This window comes from Geomonas agri, assembly GCF_020179605.1.
GTDB classification, from domain to species: domain Bacteria; phylum Desulfobacterota; class Desulfuromonadia; order Geobacterales; family Geobacteraceae; genus Geomonas; species Geomonas agri.
Genome location: NZ_JAINZO010000001.1, coordinates 847,752 through 864,334, shown reverse-complemented (window position 1 = coordinate 864,334; position 16,583 = coordinate 847,752). Strand labels below are relative to the sequence as shown.

The window sequence follows — 16,583 nt, the reverse complement described above, 5'->3', positions numbered from 1 at the left end:
TTGTGAGTGAAATGGGTATACCTCAATGACATCACGATGTGCGCGCCACCGGCAAACTTCCCTAAGTATCTTTAACGCGCCAAGACTGATCCCACTCTCTGAAATAAGATACGTTCTGGCCCGGCATTGTGATGTCATCCAAAAATATCCGGAGGTATTACACATGAAGAAAGTTCTGTCCGCATTGGTTGCCGGCCTGGCTGCCATCTCCTTTGCCGCAATTGTGTTTGCTGCTGATGCTGCCACCCCGACTTATGTCCCCGCCGCGGTAACCACCGCAGCAGGCGACGTACAAAAAAGTGCGGATGCTGCTGCGGCAAAAGTTAATGACGCAAAAGCAGCCAAGGCGCAGGCAAAGGCCGATGCCGCTGCCAAAGCCAAGGAAGCAAAGGAGGCTAAGGCAAAAGCGAAGGCTGATGCGGCTGCCAAGGCTAAGGAGGCCAAAGAGGCCAAGGCGAAAGCAAAGGCTGATGCGGCGGCAAAGGCCAAGGAAACCAAGGAAGCTAAGGCTAAGGAAGCAAAAGAGGCAAAAACCAAGGCGAAAGCTGACGCAAAGGCCGCTAAGGAAAAGGCCAAGGCTGATGTGGATGCAATCAAAAACGCTACGGTGCCTGCAGCTAAATAAAAAAAGCTGAACCGAGTGGGATCACCAAGGCTCCGGTTGGCGCGTCATGCGCCGGTCGGAGCCTTTCGCGTTTCAAGGGCGTGAGGGCCGTGATGCGGTGTTTTGGTGCGCCTTACAGGGGCAGCACGTAAAACAGGATCTGATGTGGGAGGGGAGGTGGCATGGGGTGTCGCCAAAAGAATGCAAAAAAGGATGCAAAGGGCATTTTAATAAAGGAAAAGGGCCTTGAACCCCTATACCTTGCGGTGCCAGATCCTAAGGCTGGTACGAGCGGGGAGATGGCAGGCCCAGTTCACACAGTGGGGGCTTCCAGGTGACAGCGTACGGAAGCGGAGCAAAAACGGATACAAAACGCGCCCAACAACGAGAAAGGAATTAGCCTTAACTGGCTAAGCCATTGATTTCCCCAGAGCTTGGAACGGGATTCGAATCCACCCCGCCCACTCAGGCCCGAATCCCTGAAAAGCCAATTCAAATTCATAATTTTGACAATTTAGCCTAAACCTTTCGGCCGATTTTCGTTTGCAAACGTTCAACCGATAACACCATCTACTAAGGCTTTGGTCAAAGTTTGGTCAAAGGTTCATCGCTTCGGCTTGGAACACTCGATCATTGCACTGTGTTACTCGGTGCGGGTTACCACATAATGGCTATTTTAAGTACTTAGTATTTCAACAGCCTGCTAATATCTGATTGGTGGTAAACATTCGGGCCTCATGTAGGCTTCACTCACTAAAAAACTTTGCCCGGCAGGGATCCCTGCCGGGCAATCGCATTTGATGGGCAACAAGAACCTTCCAGCCTATTTCGTCACAAACGTGGCGCTGATGGCGTGGCTCATGGTCATGTTCGTCACCGTGAAGCCGCCACCTGAGAGTTGGCTGGTCACGTCGGTGCCGTTGTCGGTGACCGAGGCAATCTTGTAGCCGCTGTTCGGGGTGATGGAAACGAAGTAGTTGTTGCCGTCCATTACCTGGGTGGAACTGACACCAATCTTGCCGTTGGCGCCTGCCGATCCGGTGAGGGTCCAATAGATCGGCGTGAAGCTGGCGCTTACCGAGGTGTTGGCTGCTATGTTATTGATGGTGTAGCTGTCGCTCACCACCTTGGTGGTGACGTTGGAGCTTCCCACCATCAGCCGGTAGAGCTTGTAGTGGGCGTTCGGCGTGACGGTGAGGACCGGGGAAGTGCCGGTACCCACCGAGACAGTGCCGGTGCTCAGGGTTCCATTGACGCTGATAGAGCCGTTGGAGGCGCTGGTGGTCAGGGTAACGGCGTTCGCGAAGGTAACGCTGATTGTGTGGGGTCCGGTTACGTTCGTGAAGGTGTAGAAGCCGGGAGCCCCCACGGGAGTTCCGTCGACCGAGACCGTGCCAATGGCATAGCCGGCGTTCGGGGTGAAGCTGTACGTCTGGTTGCTGCCGCTGACCACGTCGGTGGTGCCGGCCGGGGTGATGGTGCCATTGCCACCGGTGACAGCAGCGGTTACGGCATATGCGGGGATAGCGGCGAAGGTCACGGTCAGGGTGTGGTCGGCGGTGACGTCGGTGAACTGATAGCCGGCGTTGTTCTTGACTTGGGCCGTGACGTCGGTTGTGCCGTCAAGAAGCGCCCCTGTCACCATATATCCCGGCTTTGAGGTGACGCTGACCAGGTAGCTGCCGCCGTCCATCACCAAGGTGGAGGTGGTGCCGACGCTGCCGCCTGGGCCCGCACTGGCGCTGAGGGTCCAGTAGACCGGGGTGAAGCTGGCCTGGACAGTCTGATCAGCCATGATGTTGCTGATGGTGTAGTTGCCGTTAGTGACGTTGGTGGTGACGTCGTTGCCGTTTACCAGCAGGCGGTTGAGCTTGTATTGCCGGCTGGTAGCGAGGTTGATGGGGAATGAACCGCCAACTCCCACAGTCCCACCAGGGGTGATGCTGCCGTTAGTGGCGCTCGTGGTGACGGTGAAGTGGTCGGTGAAGGTGGCGCTGATGCTGCCGTCTGCCTGTACGTTGGCAAACGTGTAGTTAGAGGCCGTACCTATAGAATTGCCCCCGACCGTGACGTTCTGGATGGCATACCCTGCGGCAGGCGTGATGCTGAAGGTCTGGCTCGTGCTGCCCAGGAGTTGCACGGGTCCGGACGGGCTGATGCTGCCGCCTGTCCCTGCCGACGTGGTAATGGTGTACGTCGGGTTGGCGGTGAAGGTGACCGCGAGGTTGTGGTCGGCGGTGACGCCGGTGAACTGGTAGCCGCCGTTGGCGATGACCTGGGCCGTGACATCGGCTCCGTCAAGGTTCGCTGTGACAGTATAGCCATGGGCCGGCCATACGTTGAGGAAGTAGTCGTTACCGTCCAGGACGAGGGTTGAGGTGGTTCCCACCTTGCCGCCGGTGCTAGTGCCGGGAACGGTGGTGACGATGGCGGTGATCGCGTGGTAGTCCGGGACGAAGGTGGCGGTCACGTTCACGTCGGCGCTGATATTGTCGAAGGTGTAGCTGGTGGCCGTTGGGCTGACCGTGACGGCTCCGACCGTGATGAAGGCGAGCTTGTAGCCGGGATCAGGATTGAATTGGAAGCTGATGCTGCCCCCGCCAGTGACGGTCTGCGGCGTGTTGGGGGTGATGCTCCCTCCCTTGCCGCCGGCCACGAATGGGGTTACCGTGTAGCTGGCAGTCGAGGGGCCTGTGGTGGTGATTTCAGCCACGACAAAGGGCGAGAAGCTGGTGGTGACGCCGCAGATCGTCTTGGCGGTGGTGTCGACGATGGCGTGGAGGTTCTCCCAGGTGGACGTGCCCGTATTGTAATGGAAGAGTTGCAGCTGACTCTCGTTAGCCGGGATGGTAAGGTCATTGATGTTGTAGGTCAGGCAGACCGTGGCGTTGCCCGTAAAGGGCGGGGTGGTGATTTCGTACAGTGCGCTGCTGATTGGTTGATAACCGATCGAGAAGTTGGCCGGCAGAGACACAGGAGTGATGGCATTTACCGTGACATTACCGGCGTTCGTTATGGTGTCGAAGACGAAGCTGGCGTCGTTGCCGATCGTGACGCCAACATTGGATGCAGGCATTACCTCTGCGGTGGTCAGAGACTGGCCGCTCTGGCTCAGGTCGGCCTTAAATTTTACCTTGACGGCTCGGTTACTGGTGATGTTCGTAAGGGTATAGGTGAATGAGCCGTCGCCATTGTCCGTCAAAGTGCCGGAATCTGCGCTGTCGACGATGGTGTCGATCATATACCCTGTTGCAGGGCGGAGGATGATGGTGCTGCTGCCGCTGGCAGGCACGTTGGCCTGGGTCGGGGCGATGGTGCCGTTAGAGCCGGCCACCTTGGCGGTTACTGACATAACGGCCCCGAAGCTTACGCTAATGCTATGGTCGGCAGTGACGTTAGTCAGGGTGTAAGTATAAGTGCCGTTAGCCTGGGCTACGAGGCTGCCGGTAACATCACTGCTGGTGTCGAACAAGGACAGCGGCAGGTACCCGGCGGCGGGGGCGATGGTCAGGGTCTGGCTGTCTCCTGGCATAACGCCCTTTGAAGCCGGAGTGATGGTGCCGTTCCCGCCGGAAACGCTGGCTGATATTTCGTAAGATCTTACGGTAACACTTGCAGACCCGTTAACAGAATTAAAATTGTTCGTGTCGGTCGGCGTGAAGGTCACGCTCTGGTTGGCGGTACCAATACTAGTGAGTTGCGTGGTCGGCGTGGTCCAGTCAAATTTGCCCACAACATTGGCAGCCCCACCACTTAACGTGGAGTAGGCAAGGGGCTGGCCAACAATGATCGCCGAGGCTATCGGCCAGGCAGTAATATATGGGGTCGCCTTGCTCACATTGATGGTAACCGTCTTGGTCGCCGGTGCGTAGTTCGGGTCGGCCGGCGTGTAGGTCACCGACAGCGTCTGGCCGGTGCCGGCGCCAAGCGCCACTCCCTTTGCCGGCGTGAAGGAGAACGACCCGCCAGCCGGGGTAGCCGTGGCGTTGAGCTGCGTCGCCCCGAGCGCCGTGCCGTAGGAGATGTCCGCCGGATTCGACCAGGTGATCGTCGGCGTTGCCTGCCCGATCGTAACGCTCTGCGTATTCGATGCTGCACTAAAATTGCTGGTCTCGGCGCCAGAGGCTTGCACGACACAGGTACCGGCCCCAGTGGGACTGAATATGGCGCCACTCACCAATGTGCAAGGGCCGCTAGAGACACTATAGATCAGCGCATTGCTGTCGGTATTGGTCGTCGTGGCACTGACGGTAAAGTTCCCGCCCAGGTACGTGGGGCTAGGAGCTGTGCCAAAGGTGATCGTCGGTGTTGCCTTGATGGTTTCTTTTTGGCTTATTGAGGCATACTGGGGATTAGGTCCACTCTGTGTAATAGTTATGCTTGGTGAACCAGCGCGCATATCTTTATAATAAAAGCTTGCTGAGTGAGTACTATTGTTACTCCAACTACTAAGGTCTACGGTTGTAATAGCGGTGTTTCCATTGTTGTCGCTATAAAATATTGCATCAGGACTGTCAGACGTAAGAGTAATAGTTGCGCTCCCCTTCGCATTGCATTTTGCTAGACCAGTACTTATCTTTATAATAGCCGAGATCTGGCCAACTAAGGACGTGAAAGAACCAGTATCGAACTGTATTGTACTGCAGTTAGCCCCTGCTGTATAAGGTCCCACATATGGCCCACCGCTCCCCATCGGAGCTGTGCCGGCCGGTTGTATGGTGTCCGTCGAGGTATCCGCAGCCGCACTGGCCATGTTGACTCGCCCGTTGCCGAACGACGTCTCGTTGTTAGGATCGCCGGCCGGGCCTATGGCGTCGGCCGATTTTGCTAGCCTGTTGACTATCACTCCGTTGGTGAGCTTCGTATCGTTAGCCTTCATGAACGCCGCAACGCCGGCCACGATCGCAGATGAGGCTGAGGTGCCGGTGATGTAGGTGTAAGTGTTGTTGAGACTGGTAGTATAGATGTTGGTGCCGGGGGCGGCCAGGAAGGTGTCGAGTCCATAGTTACTGCCGGCATAAAGGAGGTCGAATTCATCCGTGGCGGAAACGCCAATGACGCCCCGATCGCCAGCAGGAAAGGTAGGTGTGGATGCGCTGTCGTTGCCGGTGGCGGCCACTAGGACCGCACCCTTCTCCCAGGCGTAGTCAATGGCGTCCTGCAGGTTCTGGCTGAAGTTTGGGTTGCTAAACCCCATCAGGATGACGTCGGCACCATGGTCGGCGGCCCAGACGATGCCGGCGATGATGTTGCTGTCCTGCCCGGTGCCGTCGGCACCGAGAACAGAGACCGGCATGATCTTCACCCCATGGTACGCTACACCGGCGACCCCTATGCCGTTGTCGGTCACTGCTGCCAAGATGCCTGCCAAAAAGGTGCCGTGGCCGTTCAGATCAGTGAGGCCGCGGGAACCGTCCAGGATCGAGGTGCCGGGAACAACAACGGGGGCGAGGTCGGGATGCGTCCCATCGACGCCGGTGTCGAGGAGCGCCACTGTGGCAGAACCAGTAGGCGTCACCGTTCCAAAGACGCTGTTCCAACCGATCTTGGGAAGGCTCCACTGGACACCGTAGTTGGTGTCAGAGGGGGCCGCCTCGGCCTTGCGTGCCTGATCTACCTCGACCCGTTCCACCTGAGGATCCGACTGATAGGCTTGCTGGACAGAGGCAAGACTGGAGTCGGTAACTGTGATCATATGGAGGCGCAGTGCCGGGACCGACGAAGTCTCCGTCCCGCCACCCCGGGCCACTACCGCCGCCTGCTGCTGCAAGGATAGGCCGCTGAGTAGCTTGACAACGAGGGTTGTGGTACCGTTTTGGCCGGCGGCCAAACCGGACGATACAATGCAGCCTATCAGTAGAACAGTCACCAACAGTGTGAAACACGCCAATACATAAAACTTTCTCATAAATCCCTCCTTCATGATGCACCTCAAAAAAATAAGCGCCCATCTCGACCGCGGAGATGGGCGCTTATTCACTGGACAGTCATGCCATCCCAAAGTACCTGACTCCGCATGCTCTTCGGTCGGCTCGACTATCCAGGACCGTAGTTTTAGATATATACGGCATGGATCCGCAGCTTTGCGTCACCGGATTACTCCGGTTTTGCCATTATCGGAGTTAGACTTTATGTTTCAGCTATTTTGGCTTGGCAGGTCCCCTCGCGTTGTGCAAGTAATTTTAATGTTGTTTGTTTATACAGCAATGATTATCAAATGCAATAACCCAAAAGGGGTATTTTCATAGCTACTCAGGCTTGATCAATTTTTTGTTTAAGGCTTCGTAGACGGCTTGTGAACGTGAGTTTACGTAGAGCTTCGCATAGATCTTCTTGATATGTGCCTTCACGGTGTGACGGCTGATGCACAAGCTGTTAGCAACCTCCATGGTGTCGTGTCCCCGGTATAAGAGTTCCAGAATCTGGATTTCACGCCTTGACAGGGTGGCGGTTGTTTCTTTCAATGCTTCGTGGTTAAGCGCGCGCTGGAATTCGCGGACTACCTTTCTGGCGATGGACGGAGTCATGGGAGAACCGCCAGCCATAATCTCTTCGATGGCAGCAGTAATCTCCGACTCTTGGTCGCTTTTCAGCAAGTAGCCGGTTGCTCCGGCTTTCAGGGCTGGGAAGACTTTTTCGTCGTTTTCGGAAACCGTGTAGATCAATATTTCCACATCAGGGTTGGCCCTTTTTATGGCCTGAACGGCCTGATCGTCCGAGAGACCCGGGAGGCAAAGGTCGAGGATCACCAGGTCAATGCAACTGTCCGCCATAAACTCCAGAGCCTCCTCGGCGCACTCCACGGCAGCAACGACATCGACGCCCTCCAACCCTTCCAGAAGCGCCACAAGCCTTAATCGCACTATCTTCGTGTCTTCCACAACAATTATGTTCATAGCAACCCAAACCTAAGCTACAAATTATTAAATTATTCTATCAACCATTCTGGATGAAGAAATCACTAAGCACTTCCTATGCTGTCAATCGGCATTCAACGTTAACCCACCATCGGCATCTTGAGCCCCCCCTCAACCTGTAAAGGCTCAATATTTCATAGGGGGGGGGTCACCATTGGACGTCGATACCGGGTTAAAATTCGAAGCCGATCCACAACTGTTAAGAACACAGCTAGCAAGATGCCAATAAACAGCTTCACCCACCCCTGAATTCCTAATTTAGATGTAAGAGTGCAAAGAGGCAAATATATGATATTATTTGAAGTTTGCATTTATACCTTCGCTGAATATAAAATATCAGAATTTAACAAGCTTGGACGCAACCTTGCACTTGTTGGGGCTGGAAGTAGAGAGGTAGGTAGTTGTGGATGTGCCCGAAGCAAAGCGCCTGAAGCAACTGACAAGCAAAAATGGACAACTTGCAGGTCTCAAACTATGACTCCGAAGAGGAAGTTCGGCACCTGTAAAAGAGGGAGTTTATGTTAGAGCCAACAGGTTAGGAATCTTTTCATTCTTCCCAACCGAATTCACGGAAGCTGCACACCATCTTTCGTTACCGATCAGACAGTTGAACTACTACTCAAAGAGGCAGAAAGACCTGGATCGGCTTGAAGCGTGACACAGTATACAGGCGGTTTATGAAATAGCAATAAGTAAATTACACTTAATATGGGCATTTTAGTACCCACATCTCTCAGCAACAGTGCATACGCACCACCTTCAGTACAGGGGGCTGATGGGCAACCACTACCATCTTGCCAGTGAAGCTCCAGATACAAACCTCTCCCATGGAATGCGCGGGCGGGTTGAATCTAGAGAGAAATCCGATACAGATATTTATTTTCTAAAAGCTTGACCACATATTCCGAATTTGACTAGACCTTAACTATCACATCCACCCCCCTGGGGATCGCCATCAAGCGAGCCACCCTCCCAACTTGCCGCGCATCAGGAAGTACATCAGCACCGGCACCAGCGTGATTGCGATGAAGGCCGACCTCATCATGGAGAAGGTCTTGGTGAAGGCGAGCGGGTGGCCTCGGGGACGCTTTTGATCACGGTCCCTTCATCATCAGGGACAAGACGAAGGCGCCCACGGTGCTCATGTTATCTCCGAGGAGGACTCGGCCCGCATCGCGGCACGCCGCTCCTTCTGAATGGGAAGGTTGAAGGTGACGCCCAGCGGGTACATGTCGGAACCGTCGCTCCCCATGGCCTTCTGTCGCTGCATGTATTCGAAGGAGACGTTGAAGTCGGGGTAAGATTCCTTCTGCGCCAGCAGGTGACCCGCCCTCCCCTTCTCGATCTGGGCCTTGACCGCTTTGAGTTGCGGCCGGTTCTCCTCGGCCATATCCACCAGTTGTTCCGGGGTGTAGGCAAAGGGTGCCAGTTTGAAATCGGGGACGGCACCGACCTTGGTACTCTGGGTGCGGTTCAGCAGCGAGTTGAGGCTCACCTCGAGGCTTCTGCGCTGCTGCTCCAGGGAGATCTTCATGTCCAGCATCTTGGAGCGCTCCAAAAGTGCCTTGTAGATATCCTGCTGTGCCCCCTGCCCGACCGAGTACTTAGTCTGGGCAAGGGTGATGAAGTCGTCCAGGATCTTGATGTTCTTGTCGATGATGCCGAGGGACTTGTCGGTGAAGTATCGACGCAACCAGCCTTAGCCTCGGCCGATGCGATGTCCTCCTTGAGCTTGCGCTTGCCGGCGCGGCCGCGTCACGAGCGGCGGAAGCGGCGGGAAGACCGATCGTGACCTACTGCGCGGCATGTGCGGAAACGTATCAGGGCAAGGCCGCCACCGTACATGTCCTCGACCTCTGGCTGACACCGGAGGCAGCGATGGCCGGCACAGCCAAGGTATCCAGGGCTCCCTTCACCTACCTGAACCAGCTGGCGCTGAAACGCAGGTTGCGCAAGTGCGGGCATTCACCGTGCTGCGGGAACGAGGAGGAAAAGAGATGACTACCGAGACGAATAAGCGGATGAAGACCGCCACGATATTGTTTTTGATAGTCACGGCGGCGGTACTGTTCCGGTTAGCGGGCGGAAGCAGCCTCTGCGACCCCACCGCCCTGAAGGAAGTACTCCAGGGGCACGAGATACTGGCCCCCGTCATCTTCGTGCTGCTCTACGGGATCACGTCGGTGCTCTTATTGCCCGGCCTTCCCATGGCCATTGCCGCCGGCTTGCTGTTCGGACCTGTGTGGGGAGTGGTCTATGCCATCACCGGCGCCACCTTGGGCGCCTCCGCCTCCTTCCTAGTGGCAAGGTACCTGGCACGGGACTGGGTGGTGGGGAAACTCAGTGGGGAGATATGGCAGGACCTCGACCATAAGGTGGGTGAGCAGGGAGGGAAGATCGTCGCCATCACCCGACTGGTCCCCCTCTTCCCGTTCAACCTGCTGAACTACGCCTTCGGCCTGACGAGGATACCGTTCTGGCACTACGTGACTGCCAGCTTCATCTTCATGCTGCCCGGGTGCATAGCCGTTATCGTATTCTCAAGCTCACTGCCGCAACTTCTAAAGGGAAATATCTCACCATCACTCTTAGAGGGCATTTTACTTGTGGTTTACTTGTGGTTTTCTTGTGGTTTTCTTGTGGTTTTCTTGTGGTTTTCTTGTGGTTTTCTTGTGGTTTCTTGTGGTTTCTTGTGGTTGCTTGTGGTTCCTTGTGGTTGCTTGTGGTTGCTTGTGGTTGCTTGTGGTTTTTAAGAAAAAGTAATTTTTTATTCGTTAACCAGCACAATAACTTGTCACAGCGCTGTCCGTCTTGCGAGACCTATCACATGCCACTAGCCCAGCTAGCTCTCTCCCCTGGAAACCAGTTGTAATAGAAGCAACGACTCTCATCTTTGGGACACGTTATGACGAATAGAGACGAATGAATGAGCAAAAAAAAGAATAAGGCTAGTGACAACTCCAACTCGGTGAAGGTTGAGTGTTGGCAGGATATTAAGGCAATATGACATCAGGAACTCCATAGTAAAAATCAGCTGAGAGTAACTAAAAAAACTCTTCATTCACGCCCCCCTTACCGTTTAAAATCGACAACAAAGCAAACATACCACGCACTAATGTGCATGTCAAGCACATTCTCGTGCAATAATGGGTATTACGTGACATTTTATGAGTCTACGTGTATTCTATGCACTGGGAGGTGAGCGCAGATGATCAGATTCAGACTACGAGAGTTGATAATCGAGAAAGAATTCAAGGAAAACAGGCGGATAACGCTAGAAGAAATCGCGCGGGCTACCAATATTCAGAGAACTACCCTTTCACGGATAGGTGGCCAACGGGGGTATAACACGACGACGATAAACATTGATCGCCTTTGCGAATATTTCGGATGCCGCGTCGAAAACATAATGGAGCATATACAGGAACCAGAGAAGTAATCTACGCGGTTGTTTCGACGCGTCGAAGCAAAGTGCCCTCAGCTCAGTACAGTGTGTGGAAAGTGATGTAGTCGCAGGTGATCAGGCGTCACCTTCATCCCTATCTATCGTCGTAAACTGCCTCAATTACTTGGTAAGGTTTGAACCGTATCAAATCAATTCTAAACCACCTACGCTCATGTACGGTTGCCAGTAACGCGGTCACGTCTTTTATAAGTTGGTTGTGCAAAGCACTGCCAAGATCAAGATCCAAAAAGTCAACTTCAGCGAGTTGCATCGTAACTTTTGTGATTTCTTTTGATAACTGCCTCAATGCTGATTCTCTTGATTTCTCTTTCATAGGCGGTAAATTGCCAGTTTTTTCATACGCTTCAAATGCAGCGCATATATCGTCCGGACAGCCATATTTACTCAATTTTATCTGAAAACGCAGCGGCTTTCTCCGTAGCTTTTCATTGCGTCGGAGTTGCTCAGGAATTCGCATCAGGTTGGCTATTTCAGACACCGAGGATACTGATTTCCCAACTAGCCTAGCGATGTCTTTAAGACAGAGCATTTTTCCATGGAGCAAGACGTGGAACGCCTCCGCCAGATCAAACGCCTCGAGATCTTTTCTCAAGGTATTCTCTACTAATGCTGTTTCGAGAATTTCAGTGGGATTTGACAGTACCATAGCGCGTATAGTTGAAAATCCCGCTTTTTTCATTGCCAGCAGTCTTCTTTGCCCGCAAACAAGCGCGTAATTTCTTCCGTTATTGGTGACAATGATAGGATGCAGGAGTCCGCGGTGGCGTATATCTGATGCTAGAGCATCGATGCCATCATCACAAGCCAATCGTGGTTGGTTTGGGTGTGGCTTAATCATAGCCACTTCGACATCGATAATTTCGTTACCTACCCCAACAATGCCCGGCGCAGGTATCCTGTCTTTTTCCAGGCCTGTCCAAAGTGCATCTGCATGCATATTCTCTCTCTCCTTAGCCATAGACGGCACCTTTTTGAAAAAACGCCCATTTCAGTGTAACTTTCCTTACCTTATGTCCATACAATTAGCAGATGCTATCCGCGGGGCACAACATCAACTGAACCGTCCAGGTAGGACTCGGGACACAGAGGCAAAAGTGTTTTCGGGGCTATGGTGCTAGGGGCAGATTTTTCAGAAATTTTTTCACCTCGGATTCGAGATATCCTAGTCTGCCGCCCAGTATTCTAGGCGCTATATCCCCTTTCTTCCTTAACCTATACAGGGTTGTCCTACCGCAACCCAATACAGCGCACACCTCTTTGCCCGACATCACACGATCAATAGCCACTTTGCCTCCCTTTCCTGCGTTATTTAAAGGGAGATGCCTACACGGTAAGACAAAATCGCGTTATTCAAGAAATGCTGTGGCGGTTGAATAAGGAGAGTAGAGTACGAAAGAGGATCCCTCCGAGCGCCCGTGGTACCTTCAGATGACGATCGCACTGCTGGGCAGGGTTGCTCACCACTGCGAAACCAGCGAGACTGGAAAGGACAACTGGCGTATCGAGACCAGGCTCAAGGAGTGAAAAACTGCTACGTGTGGCAGGTCCGGATGGTGCGTTTCCAAGCCAAATCTTTGCTCGTTTCTACGCTGTCGTTGTCGAGGCCCCTATGATGCCGAGAAGCACTTTCTCCCAGCATGTCAACCAATACCTTAGCTCCCATGGATTGGCCGGCGAGTTTTCAAGAAAGGCTGAAACAACACCAACCGGTGCACCTAATTCTCGTATTTTTGAAGCCGCAGTGGAACAAAGGTCTTCAGGAGTCCATTTCGATATGCCAAAGCATTTATTGCTCAGGATGTGGTAGGACAAAGTAGCAATGTTAATGTGACCGTTCTTTCTGGGAGCAAACGCATATCCAGGTTTGTTCCCGACAAGTTGCAAGGCAAAATCTGTCAGATATATCCTATTATTTCCTACCTGCCACCATGTTCCGGTAGTATCACAAATAGTGTTGGCTCTTGAGAATCCAGCACATGCGCCAACAGATTGGCCGCTAAGGAGAATAAGTTTAAGGGCTCTGGGTGAGTGGACGGAATTGAGTGAGGACAGCCCCTTCCAGACGGTCCTAATTTCCTCGTCTGTCAGAACCCGCCTCAGTTCAACATTTTGGACTAAAACTGGCGATGCTGCAGGAGTACCGACAATCTCCAGCAATCTCTTTTCCCACGCCAGCGCAACCTCTTGCTTTTTACCATCATAACGGCTTCGAACATATATCCCCAGGATTCCCGGAATCAGATGGCCAAGAATCGCGTTGACATGCTCGTGAATTGTGCCTAGGTCATCAACGACTCTCGTTGACATGGTGCGCCGCAAATCATGCGGGACCCAGGGAGGTAAGCCCATAAACATGACTTTTTTTAGTGTCCCGCCATCACCAACTACTTCCTTACGAACATATCCTGAAAGCGCCCCTTCAGTGAGCGGCCGCCCCTTTCTGGCGGCAAAAACAAAACCGGATTTGCCTTCTCCGATGAGTTCTTTAGCCAAGGGGGTAAGGTAGACGCTCTGGTCAAACTTCAAATCCTCCCTTATATTCGGATTTTTACCGATTTTCGTCTCCTCCTTAGGAATTATCCACCAATCGCCATCAATGTGTTCAAACCTCATTGCTGCCACTTCCCCAGGACGTTGGCCTAGCAGAAGAGTGAGTTTCAAAATGCGCTTAACCTCTGAAGAACCGTAGCCAAGTGTAAGATAGTTCCACAAAGCTCGAATTTCATCAACGGACAGATTGCGCTTCCTAGACCGTGGTCGTGCCTGTGGAACGGCCCGCGAGACTTTGATAAAGGGGTTGATCGGGAGATACTCCCTTAGAACTCCGAACTCGAACATGGCTCTGGCTGCTTTAATACAGTTATTAGCGGCACCGCGTGACGACTTTGCAATCGACTCCACAAGCGAAATTGCATCAGCGCGCCGAATATTATCAAGAGGCCGTGAACCGAGTACCGGAATCAGGTGTTTTTCGAGGGTGCTATCCTGGTGCTTCACACTCCTTGGAACAAGATTAATCGTGATGTGTTCGATGTAACTTGCCTTCAACTGCGCAACAGTTACGATGTCAGTGGCACCTTTCTGCCCCCCCTCGGGGTTCGAATTTTTCAACGGGTCGAAACCTGCCATGACCTTGGCAAAGGCTTCGGCGTGCATCTGCCTAGCAGTGGACAATGATATCCCTTGTGGAGAGGCCTCCCCCGGGGGGTAGGTTCCAAGACGCATGAACTTACGCTTGCGGTCCACTGTGTACATATAGAAAAAAATGATCATGCCCGAACGACGGACACGTATGCCAAAACCGTCCCGCTCCCTGAGGTCATACTCGCTAGCAGGCGGTTCCTTCGCGATCTGGGATTTCAAGCTTTTTAAGAAAAAGTCACTAAACCTTCCATTAAAGTCGGACATGTTATCTTCCCTCTTTGTCGTGAGATGTAAAATCCGTGGCCGATCCGTGGCCTCACACCGTGCTACAACGTATGAAACGGCACTAAACAGGCACGAACAACAATTATCGAATGTCGACAAAAAGGTCAATAAAAATAAATTGTTACCTGCGCAACATGAAACATATTGACACAAACTGAAACACACAAAAATCAGACTGCAAATCCTTCATTCATCGGTTCAAATCCGATTGCCGCCTCCAAATAGAAAGGGCCTACAGTGAATACTGTAGGCCCTTTCTCTTCATGCAGTAGTATCTGGCGCAGTTAGCCGATAGCACCACTCTGCTACACCCACCGCGGCATCACCCTCCCTCTGCAATTATTCTCGCAGCTTCGCTGCCGGTTTGTAGTCATACACATGACGCGGCAGTCTCCCAGGATCAACGCCTTCCTCCCACACAACGTCCCCCGCACTTGCCCCCGGCATTCCGCCCGTTGCCAGCAAAATTAGCTTGATACAAAGGATATCTTAATTTAAAGTGCTTCAGCTGACCAGGGACTGGATAAAGGAGAATGGCCGGAAGGTCTCGACCAACCACAGGACGGGTTCACCGCGTTAGGCGAAAGACTAAACCTGCCCCTCAGGATTCCAGTCTATCACAACATCAAATACGAAATATCTGAGGCTATATGCTTGACTTACTTTTGCAAGAACAATCAGTTGTCATTAAGCAACGAAAAGAACTGATAGAGTTACTGTCTTTTGAATCCCGTAATAAATACGAAATATTAACCGTGCATGGAGCACAAATTGGTTTTGCTGCTGAACAGCAAAAAGGTTTGATGGGAACGCTATTACGCCAGATAGTCGGGCATTGGCGCAGTTTTGATATCAACATCTATGGAGTTGATCGCGTTCTTAAATTTGTGGCATCGCATCCATTTCGTATTTTTTTTCAACGCCTTGAGATTCGGGATGCTCTTGGAAGAGAAATTGGACATTTAGAACGTGAACTTAGCATATTTGACAAAGCATTTCGTTTGATAAATAGCAAGGGGAAAAATATATGTGAAATGCGTTCAAGCATTTTTAAGGTTTGGACCTTTCCATTTATGAGAAATGGGGTCGAAATAGCACGCATTACAAAAAAGTGGGGCGGAGCTATGACTGAAGTCTTCCTTGATTCGGATACTTTTTTGCTAGAGTTCATGGATCGCAATCTAAACGGCGAGGACCGAGTTGTGTTGCTCAATGCTGCTATCATGATCGATCTTTTGTACTTCGAAAATAATCAGGGAGTGGATATAACCGACTTCTTGTCAGTACCAGGGGGACGTTCTTGAGATTTTAGATTTGAATGGCCGATATCGTGCGCAAGAAATCCGCGAAATCCGGGGGACGTTGCTGAGATTTTGATATTTGGAGACGCCAAAGGTCACATTGATACGTCCCCTCTTCTGATCACAATTAATTTCTTAAAGAGGAAATCATGGTCAAAGTTTTACTGCTATTGCTTTCATTGCTCGCTACCTGTCACCTTGCCGCGGCAGATGACCATGCGCCAAAGATGAATGAGGTCGAGGCACTGAGAGATCAGGGATATTCGGTGAAGACTATCTCCCCGGTTTTCGGCCAACTCGTGATGTTCTCTTCTCCTAAGGGTTTCACACCGGTTTTTGAGAATACCAACGGCACTCAATACATTCGAGAATCGGTCCTGATCGGGGAAACCACGAAGAAGTGGTCGCAGATGATCACCATTACAGGAGCGAAGGGGCTTGCCTCCAACCCTAAGGCTACCCCGCAGCTGCTTGCTAACCGCATTGCTGGCGGATTCAAGCAGGCCTGCCCTACCTCATTCACCGGAGCTGGATTAGGGGCATTCAAGATCGACAAGTTCGATGCATTCGCTGCTGTTGTCGGTTGTGGAGTCGCAAACCCAACTGGCGATTTGTATAGCGAAACCATGCTCTTCATAGCCATCAAAGGCGAGAGCGACTACTACACCATTCAATGGGCAGAAAGAGGCGCTGCATCGCAGACTCCCCTCAAGCTCGACGATGCAGTATGGGCGGACCGTCTCAAGAGGCTTACGCCGATCAAGCTGTGCCCCATCATACCCGGCGAGCCTGCCCCCTACCCCAGTTGCGTAGGCGGCGCATAACGTGTTGAGTTAAGTGTTGTCGGTGCCAGGCACTCTCGCCGT

12 protein-coding genes, 1 pseudogene and 1 riboswitch are annotated in these 16,583 nt (G+C 52.5%); of the genes and pseudogenes, 6 read left to right on the top strand and 7 right to left on the bottom strand.

Annotated elements, in window-relative coordinates:
- Positions 1 to 163: 163 nt before the first annotated feature.
- Positions 164 to 625 carry a hypothetical protein gene (locus K7R21_RS03740; protein ID WP_224981949.1) on the top strand — a complete coding sequence of 154 codons (462 nt, stop codon included), beginning with the start codon at positions 164 to 166 and terminating at the stop codon, positions 623 to 625.
- Between the two features lie 802 nt (positions 626 to 1,427).
- Here K7R21_RS03740 and K7R21_RS03735 read toward each other — a convergent pair.
- From K7R21_RS03735 to K7R21_RS03720, 4 genes and pseudogenes are all read right to left on the bottom strand, one after another.
- Complete coding sequence (locus K7R21_RS03735; protein WP_224983405.1) at positions 1,428 to 4,736, bottom strand: beta strand repeat-containing protein; 3,309 nt, start codon at positions 4,734 to 4,736, stop codon at positions 1,428 to 1,430.
- A 642-nt stretch (positions 4,737 to 5,378) separates the two neighbouring features.
- Positions 5,379 to 6,299 (bottom strand): annotated as a pseudogene (locus K7R21_RS20925) (S8 family serine peptidase); the annotation flags it as partial.
- Between the two features lie 328 nt (positions 6,300 to 6,627).
- Positions 6,628 to 6,726, bottom strand: a riboswitch (cyclic di-GMP riboswitch).
- Between the two features lie 126 nt (positions 6,727 to 6,852).
- Positions 6,853 to 7,500 carry a response regulator transcription factor gene (locus tag K7R21_RS03725; RefSeq protein ID WP_224981948.1) on the bottom strand — a complete coding sequence of 216 codons (648 nt, stop codon included), beginning with the start codon at positions 7,498 to 7,500 and terminating at the stop codon, positions 6,853 to 6,855.
- Between the two features lie 1,162 nt (positions 7,501 to 8,662).
- Complete coding sequence (locus K7R21_RS03720; RefSeq protein WP_224981947.1) at positions 8,663 to 9,214, bottom strand: TolC family protein; 552 nt, start codon at positions 9,212 to 9,214, stop codon at positions 8,663 to 8,665.
- A gap of 95 nt (positions 9,215 to 9,309) precedes the next feature.
- Between K7R21_RS03720 and K7R21_RS03715 the strand changes: the two genes are divergently transcribed.
- The 3 genes from K7R21_RS03715 to K7R21_RS03705 all read left to right on the top strand — a co-directional run bounded on the left by K7R21_RS03715 (position 9,310) and on the right by K7R21_RS03705 (position 10,960).
- Positions 9,310 to 9,522 carry a hypothetical protein gene (locus K7R21_RS03715; protein ID WP_224981946.1) on the top strand — a complete coding sequence of 71 codons (213 nt, stop codon included), beginning with the start codon at positions 9,310 to 9,312 and terminating at the stop codon, positions 9,520 to 9,522.
- Positions 9,519 to 10,274 (top strand): TVP38/TMEM64 family protein, encoded by a 756-nt coding sequence (locus K7R21_RS03710; protein ID WP_224981945.1) that lies wholly within the window; start codon positions 9,519 to 9,521, stop codon positions 10,272 to 10,274. Before K7R21_RS03715 ends, K7R21_RS03710 begins: the two co-directional genes overlap by 4 nt.
- A gap of 455 nt (positions 10,275 to 10,729) precedes the next feature.
- The gene (locus tag K7R21_RS03705; RefSeq protein WP_224981944.1) at positions 10,730 to 10,960 is read left to right on the top strand and encodes a helix-turn-helix domain-containing protein; all 231 of its coding nucleotides are present in this window, start codon (positions 10,730 to 10,732) and stop codon (positions 10,958 to 10,960) included.
- Positions 10,961 to 11,060: 100 nt separating this feature from the next.
- On the opposite strand, the gene K7R21_RS03700 is transcribed toward K7R21_RS03705, so the two are convergent.
- The 3 genes from K7R21_RS03700 to K7R21_RS03690 form a co-directional block, all read right to left on the bottom strand.
- Positions 11,061 to 11,945 (bottom strand): ParB/RepB/Spo0J family partition protein, encoded by an 885-nt coding sequence (locus K7R21_RS03700; RefSeq protein WP_224981943.1) that lies wholly within the window; start codon positions 11,943 to 11,945, stop codon positions 11,061 to 11,063.
- Positions 11,946 to 12,093: 148 nt separating this feature from the next.
- Positions 12,094 to 12,255, bottom strand: coding sequence for a helix-turn-helix transcriptional regulator (locus tag K7R21_RS20920; RefSeq protein WP_224983404.1), 162 nt, complete (start codon positions 12,253 to 12,255; stop codon positions 12,094 to 12,096).
- Positions 12,256 to 12,571: 316 nt separating this feature from the next.
- A complete protein-coding gene (locus K7R21_RS03690) occupies positions 12,572 to 14,395 on the bottom strand; it encodes a site-specific integrase (RefSeq protein WP_224981942.1) in 1,824 nt (607 codons plus the stop codon).
- A gap of 671 nt (positions 14,396 to 15,066) precedes the next feature.
- Here K7R21_RS03690 and K7R21_RS03685 point away from each other — a divergent pair.
- Together K7R21_RS03685 and K7R21_RS03680 are read left to right on the top strand one after the other, a co-directional pair.
- Positions 15,067 to 15,720 carry a phospholipid scramblase-related protein gene (locus K7R21_RS03685; protein WP_224981941.1) on the top strand — a complete coding sequence of 218 codons (654 nt, stop codon included), beginning with the start codon at positions 15,067 to 15,069 and terminating at the stop codon, positions 15,718 to 15,720.
- A gap of 146 nt (positions 15,721 to 15,866) precedes the next feature.
- Positions 15,867 to 16,541, top strand: a complete 675-nt coding sequence (locus K7R21_RS03680; protein ID WP_224981940.1) for a hypothetical protein — start codon at positions 15,867 to 15,869, stop codon at positions 16,539 to 16,541.
- Positions 16,542 to 16,583: the final 42 nt, after the last annotated feature.

What these genes read in the sequence shown, in the direction of transcription:
- K7R21_RS03740 (WP_224981949.1), top strand. Translation starts at nt 164, where the DNA reads ATGAAGAAAGTTCTGTCCGCATTGGTTGCCGGCCTGGCTGCCATCTCC.
- K7R21_RS03685 (WP_224981941.1), top strand. Translation starts at nt 15,067, where the DNA reads ATGCTTGACTTACTTTTGCAAGAACAATCAGTTGTCATTAAGCAACGA.
- K7R21_RS03705 (WP_224981944.1), top strand. Translation starts at nt 10,730, where the DNA reads ATGATCAGATTCAGACTACGAGAGTTGATAATCGAGAAAGAATTCAAG.
- K7R21_RS03700 (WP_224981943.1), bottom strand. Translation starts at nt 11,945, where the DNA reads ATGGCTAAGGAGAGAGAGAATATGCATGCAGATGCACTTTGGACAGGC.
- K7R21_RS03710 (WP_224981945.1), top strand. Translation starts at nt 9,519, where the DNA reads ATGACTACCGAGACGAATAAGCGGATGAAGACCGCCACGATATTGTTT.
- K7R21_RS03680 (WP_224981940.1), top strand. Translation starts at nt 15,867, where the DNA reads ATGGTCAAAGTTTTACTGCTATTGCTTTCATTGCTCGCTACCTGTCAC.
- K7R21_RS03690 (WP_224981942.1), bottom strand. Translation starts at nt 14,395, where the DNA reads ATGTCCGACTTTAATGGAAGGTTTAGTGACTTTTTCTTAAAAAGCTTG.
- K7R21_RS20920 (WP_224983404.1), bottom strand. Translation starts at nt 12,255, where the DNA reads ATGTCGGGCAAAGAGGTGTGCGCTGTATTGGGTTGCGGTAGGACAACC.
- K7R21_RS03725 (WP_224981948.1), bottom strand. Translation starts at nt 7,500, where the DNA reads ATGAACATAATTGTTGTGGAAGACACGAAGATAGTGCGATTAAGGCTT.